Below are 5,543 nucleotides of genomic sequence, written 5' to 3' on the forward strand. Positions count from 1 at the left end.
CCCCAGCACGGCGCTGCCCCCCGGCGACCCGGCGGCCGGCCGCGCCGTGCTGGGGAAGGGACCGGTCGCGCTGGCCGTGGCGCGCCTGGCGGCGCAGAAGGGGCTGCCCACGCTGCTGGAGGCGGCCGCGCGGCTGCGCAGCGGCGGGCGGGTGGTGGTGGTGGGCGACGGGCCGCTGCGCGAGCAGCTGCTGCAGCGCGCCCGCGCCGAGGACCTGCCGGTGCGCTTCCTGGGCCGGCGCGAGGACGTCGCGGACCTGCTCGCGGCCGCCGACGTGGCGGTGAGCGCGAGCACCTGGGAGGGGCAGCCGGTCTTCGTCCAGGAGGCGCTGGCGGCGGGGGTGGCGGTGGTGGCCACCGACGCCGGCGGCACCCGGGAGGTCACCGCGGACGCCGCCGACCTCGTCGGCGTCGGCGACGCGGCGGCGCTCGCGGCGGCCCTGGACGCGCTGCTGGCCGACCCGGCCCGGCGCGCCGAGCGCGCAGCCGCGGCGCGCCGCCGCGCCGTCGCCCTGCCCGGCGCGGAGGAGGCCGTGGAGCAGGTCCTGTCCGCGCACGCCCGCGCCGGGCGGCGCTGACCGCGCGCGAGCCCGGCGTCGGGTACGATCGAACTCCGTGGCGAACCGCAGCGCACCTGAACCCACCACCCAGCACGTCTTCGTCACCGGGGGGGTGGCCAGCTCCCTCGGCAAGGGGTTGACGGCGTCCAGCCTCGGTCGTCTCCTCCGGGCCCGCGGTCTGCGGGTCGCGATGCAGAAGCTCGACCCGTACATCAACGTGGACCCGGGCACGATGAACCCGTTCCAGCACGGCGAGGTGTTCGTCACCGACGACGGCGCCGAGACCGACCTGGACATCGGCCACTACGAGCGCTTCCTCGACGTCCGCTTCGACGCCTCGGCGAACGTGACGACGGGGCAGGTCTACTCCGCGGTCATCGCCAAGGAGCGCCGCGGGGAGTACCTCGGCGACACCGTCCAGGTGATCCCGCACATCACCAACGAGATCGTCGAGCGCATGCGCGCGCAGGCCCGCGAGGACATCGACGTCATCATCACCGAGGTCGGCGGGACCGTCGGCGACATCGAGTCGCTGCCGTTCCTGGAGGCCGCCCGCCAGGTGCGCCAGCGGATCGGGCGCGACAACGTCTTCTTCGTGCACGTCTCCCTCGTGCCGTACATCGGCCCCAGCGGCGAGCTGAAGACGAAGCCGACCCAGCACTCGGTGGCAGCGCTGCGCAGCATCGGCATCCAGCCCGACGCGGTCGTCTGCCGCGCCGACCGGGAGATCCCGGACAGCGTCAAGCGCAAGATCGCCTCGATGTGCGACGTCGACGACGAGGCCGTGGTCGCCTGCGTCGACGCCCCCTCGATCTACGACATCCCCAAGGTCCTGCACCGCGAGGGCCTGGACGCCTACCTGGTGCGCAAGCTGAACCTCAGCTTCCGCGACGTGGACTGGTCCACCTGGGACGACCTGCTGCGCCGGGTGCACAACCCGCGCCGCCGGGTCGAGATCGCCCTGGTCGGCAAGTACATCGACCTGCCCGACGCCTACCTGTCGGTCACCGAGGCGCTGCGCGCGGGTGGTTTCGCCGAGGACGCCAAGGTCGACATCCGCTGGGTGCCCTCCGACGAGTGCCAGACCCCCGAGGGCGCCCGCAAGCACCTGCACGGCGTCGACGCGATCTGCGTCCCCGGCGGTTTCGGCGTGCGCGGCATCGAGGGCAAGCTGGGCGCGCTGAAGTGGGCCCGCGAGAACGGCGTCCCCACGCTGGGGCTGTGCCTGGGCCTGCAGTGCATGGTCATCGAGTACGCCCGCAACGTCGTCGGCCTGGCGGGTGCGAGCTCCACCGAGTTCGAGCCGGGGGCCGAGCACCCGGTCATCGCGACGATGGAGGAGCAGAAGGAGATCGTCTCCGGTGCGGGTGACCTCGGCGGCACGATGCGGCTGGGTTCCTACGAGGCGCTGCTGCAGCAGGGTTCCGTCGTCGCCTCCACCTACGGCAGCGAGCGGATCTCCGAGCGCCACCGGCACCGCTACGAGGTGAACAACGCCTACCGCGGCCAGCTCTCGGACGCCGGTCTGGTGTTCTCCGGGACCTCTCCCGACCGCGAGCTGGTGGAGTTCGTGGAACTGCCCGAGGACGTCCACCCGTACTACGTGGGCACCCAGGCGCACCCGGAGTTCAAGTCGCGCCCGACCCGCTCGCACCCGCTGTTCTCCGGTCTGGTCGCGGCCGCGCTGCGCCGCCAGCGCGAGGAGCAGCTGCTCGACGTGGAGCCCGAGCCCGCCGCCGACGTCGAGGCGCCCGGCGCCGTCGGCGCCGTCGACGCCGCCGACGCGGAGCTGTCGGAGGTCACGGCGTGAGCTTCCCCGCCGAGCTGGACGTCCCGGTCGTCTCCGGCGAGGAGCTCGCCGACGCGCCCGTGCAGCGAGCGCTCGTGTCCACCGAGGTCGTCTTCACCGGCCACGTGTGGGACGTCGTGCGCGAGCAGGTGCAGCTGCCCGACGGCGGCACCGTGGTGCGCGACGTGCAGCGCCACCCGGGCGCGGTGACGATCCTCGCCCTCGACGACGACGAGAACGTCCTGTTCGTGCGGCAGTACCGCCACCCCGTGCGCCGCGAGCTGTGGGAGCTGCCGGCGGGCCTGCTGGACGTGGCCGGTGAACCGCCGCTGCAGGCCGCGCAGCGCGAGCTCGCCGAGGAGGCCGACCTGCTCGCGAGCGACTGGGCGGTCGTCGTCGACTGGTTCAACTCCCCGGGGGGCTCCAGCGAGGGGAACCGGATCTACCTGGCCCGCGGGCTGTCCGCGGTGCCGGCGCAGCAGCGCCACGCCCGCGAGGACGAGGAGAAGGACCTGGTGCCGGTGCGGGTGCCGCTGGAGCAGGCCGTGCAGGCCGTCCTGGCGGGGCGGCTGGCCAACCCCGGCAGCGTCATCGGGGTCCTCGCGCTGCAGGCGGCCAGGGCGGGCGGCTGGGCGAGCCTGCGCCCGGCCGACACGCCGTGGCCGGGCGGGCTCATCCGCCCGCAGGGCTGAGGCGGGCGGCGGCGGCCGCGGGGGTGAGGACCTCGGGCGCGCGTCGGTGCACGCCGCCCGCCGAGGTCGTCCCCTAGGGTCGGTCGGGTGTCCGCCGAACCCGTCGCCGCCGAGGGCGGCACGCCCGCGCCGGCCGACGACGGTGCGCTGCGGTCGGCCGTCGCCGACTACCTCGGCCACCTGCAGGTGGAGCGCGGGCTGTCGCCGAACACCCTCGGCGCCTACCGGCGCGACCTGAGCCGCTACGTGCGCTTCCTCGCCTCCCGCGGGGTGCGCGAGGCCGGGGAGGTCGACGAGGCGACGGTCAGCGCCTTCGTGCTCGCGCTGCGCTCCGGCTCCGACGGCGGGGCCGCCCTCACCGCCAGCTCGGCCGCCCGCGCCGCCTCGGCCGTGCGGGGCTGGCACCGCTTCCTGCACGCGCAGGGGCGCAGCGCCGCCGACCCGGCGGTGCTGGTGCGCCCGCCCGCGCCGCCGCGCCGGCTGCCCGCGGCGCTGACGGTGGAGGAGGTCGCCCGGCTGCTGGAGGTGGCGGGCCCGGGCGGCGGGAGAGCGGCGCCGCAGGCGGTGCAGCCGCCGGTGCCGCTGCGCGACCGGGCGCTGCTGGAGCTGCTCTACGGCTGCGGCGCGCGCATCAGCGAGGCCGTCGGCCTCGACCTCGACGACGTCTCCTCGCGGGTGCTCGGCCGCAGCGGGGTGGTGCGCCTGGACGGCGGGGGCGCCAAGGAGCGCGTCGTGCCGGTCGGCGCCTGCACCCTGGACGCCCTCCGGCAGTACCTGCTGCGGGCGCGACCGCAGCTCGCGGCGGCCGGCGCCGCGACGCCCGCGCTCTTCCTCAACAGCCGCGGCGGCAGGCTGTCGCGCCAGAGCGCGTGGGCCGTGCTGCAGTCCGCGGCGCGGCGGGCGGGCATCGCCCGCGCGGTCTCCCCGCACACGCTGCGCCACTCCTTCGCGGCCCACCTGCTGAGCGGCGGCGCCGACGTGCGCGCCGTGCAGGAGCTGCTCGGGCACGCCTCGGTCGCCACCACGCAGGTCTACGCGCAGGTCCACGCGCTCCTGGGTGCCGGACCGCTGCGCGAGGTGCGCGCCAGCGGCCTCCCGCGCCCGCACGACCCGAGCGCGTCGCTCGGCGCGGCGGGCGACTAAGGTCACCCCGTCAGCGCCCGACCCGACGAGCCCGAGGACGTGCACCTCCGTGACCAGCGAGTTCCCCCCGCCCGCGCCCTGGACGCCGTCGAGTGCCGGTGGAGCGGTGCCGCGACCGGTGGAGCAGCCCGCTGAGGTGTCCGCGCCACCGGTGGGCGCCGCCCCCGGACCCGCCGAGCAGCCCGCCGAGCCCGCCGAGCAGCCCGTGACGGGTCCCCGCGGGGTCCAGGGCCAGATCGAGCTGGGTCCGCAGGACGGTCCCACGGGCCGTCCGGTGCCGGTCTTCCCCGTGCCGCCGCCGCTGACCTCCCACGGCCCGGCGCGGGTCATCGCCATGTGCAACCAGAAGGGCGGCGTCGGCAAGACGACGACGACCATCAACCTGGGGGCCGCGCTCGCGGAGTACGGCCGGCGGGTGCTGCTCGTCGACTTCGACCCGCAGGGGGCGCTGTCGGCGGGGCTGGGCGTCAACCCCCACGAGCTCGACAAGACCGTCTACCAGCTGCTCATGGAGCGCGGCACCGACGTGCGCGAGGTCATCCGCGAGACCGCCGTCGAGGGCCTGGACCTGCTGCCGGCCAACATCGACCTGTCGGCCGCGGAGGTGCAGCTGGTGGGCGAGGTGGCCCGCGAGAGCGTGCTGGCGCGCGCGCTGCGCCCGGCGCTGGCCGACTACGACGTGGTGCTCATCGACTGCCAGCCCTCGCTGGGGCTGCTGACGGTGAACGCGCTCACCGCCGCGCACGGCGTGCTCATCCCGCTGGAGTGCGAGTTCTTCGCCCTGCGCGGGGTCGCGCTGCTGGTGGAGACGATCGAGAAGGTCCAGGAGCGGCTCAACCCGGCGCTGGAGGTCGACGGCATCCTCGCGACGATGTACGACGGGCGCACCCTGCACAGCCGCGAGGTCGTCAACCGCGTCGTGGACGCCTTCGGCGACGACGTGTTCCACACCGTCATCGGCCGCACCGTGAAGTTCCCGGACGCCACCGTGGCCGCCGAGCCGATCACCACGTACGCGGGCACCCACCCGGGTGCCGAGGCCTACCGGCAGCTGGCGCGCGAACTCGTCGCGCGCGGCGACGCGGCCTGAGCGGCGCGGTCCGCGGTGCGCGCCGGTGCGCACCGCGAACCTCCCGTCGCGTAAGGGGTTGCGGGCCGTGAACCACCTCTCCACGCAGGGTTCCGGTCGCTGCGCGTGAACCCTTCGACGCTCTGCGTCGACCCCCAGCGTCCGAGCGGCGGTCATCACCGGCCGCCGTCCCGGATGCGCCGTCCGGGTGAGCTCCGACGGGCTATGGTTCGGGCCACACGTCACCGGAGTTCCGTGCTCCGGTCGGGGGAGGGGGCGCACCCGTGGGGG

General features: G+C 75.5%; 5 protein-coding genes. All 5 read left to right on the forward strand.

What is annotated here, in order from left to right; all coding sequences use genetic code 11:
* Positions 1-577, forward strand: a 577-nt coding sequence (locus GTQ99_RS19155) for a glycosyltransferase (protein WP_166617309.1), incomplete at its 5' end; no start/stop codon positions are given.
* A gap of 37 nt (positions 578-614) precedes the next feature.
* On the forward strand, positions 615-2,369 hold the full coding sequence (locus tag GTQ99_RS19160; protein WP_338075120.1) for a CTP synthase: 1,755 nt from the start codon (positions 615-617) through the stop codon (positions 2,367-2,369).
* Positions 2,366-3,040 carry an NUDIX domain-containing protein gene (locus tag GTQ99_RS19165; RefSeq protein WP_166617310.1) on the forward strand — a complete coding sequence of 225 codons (675 nt, stop codon included), beginning with the start codon at positions 2,366-2,368 and terminating at the stop codon, positions 3,038-3,040. Before GTQ99_RS19160 ends, GTQ99_RS19165 begins: the two co-directional genes overlap by 4 nt.
* A gap of 87 nt (positions 3,041-3,127) precedes the next feature.
* Complete coding sequence (locus GTQ99_RS19170; protein ID WP_166617311.1) at positions 3,128-4,183, forward strand: tyrosine recombinase; 1,056 nt, start codon at positions 3,128-3,130, stop codon at positions 4,181-4,183.
* Between the two features lie 205 nt (positions 4,184-4,388).
* Positions 4,389-5,273 (forward strand): ParA family protein, encoded by an 885-nt coding sequence (locus GTQ99_RS19175; RefSeq protein WP_420814589.1) that lies wholly within the window; start codon positions 4,389-4,391, stop codon positions 5,271-5,273.
* Positions 5,274-5,543 lie beyond the last annotated feature (270 nt).

The sequence above is a fragment of the Kineococcus vitellinus genome, from assembly GCF_009906315.1.
In the GTDB taxonomy this organism is placed as follows: Bacteria; Actinomycetota; Actinomycetes; order Actinomycetales; family Kineococcaceae; genus Kineococcus; species Kineococcus vitellinus.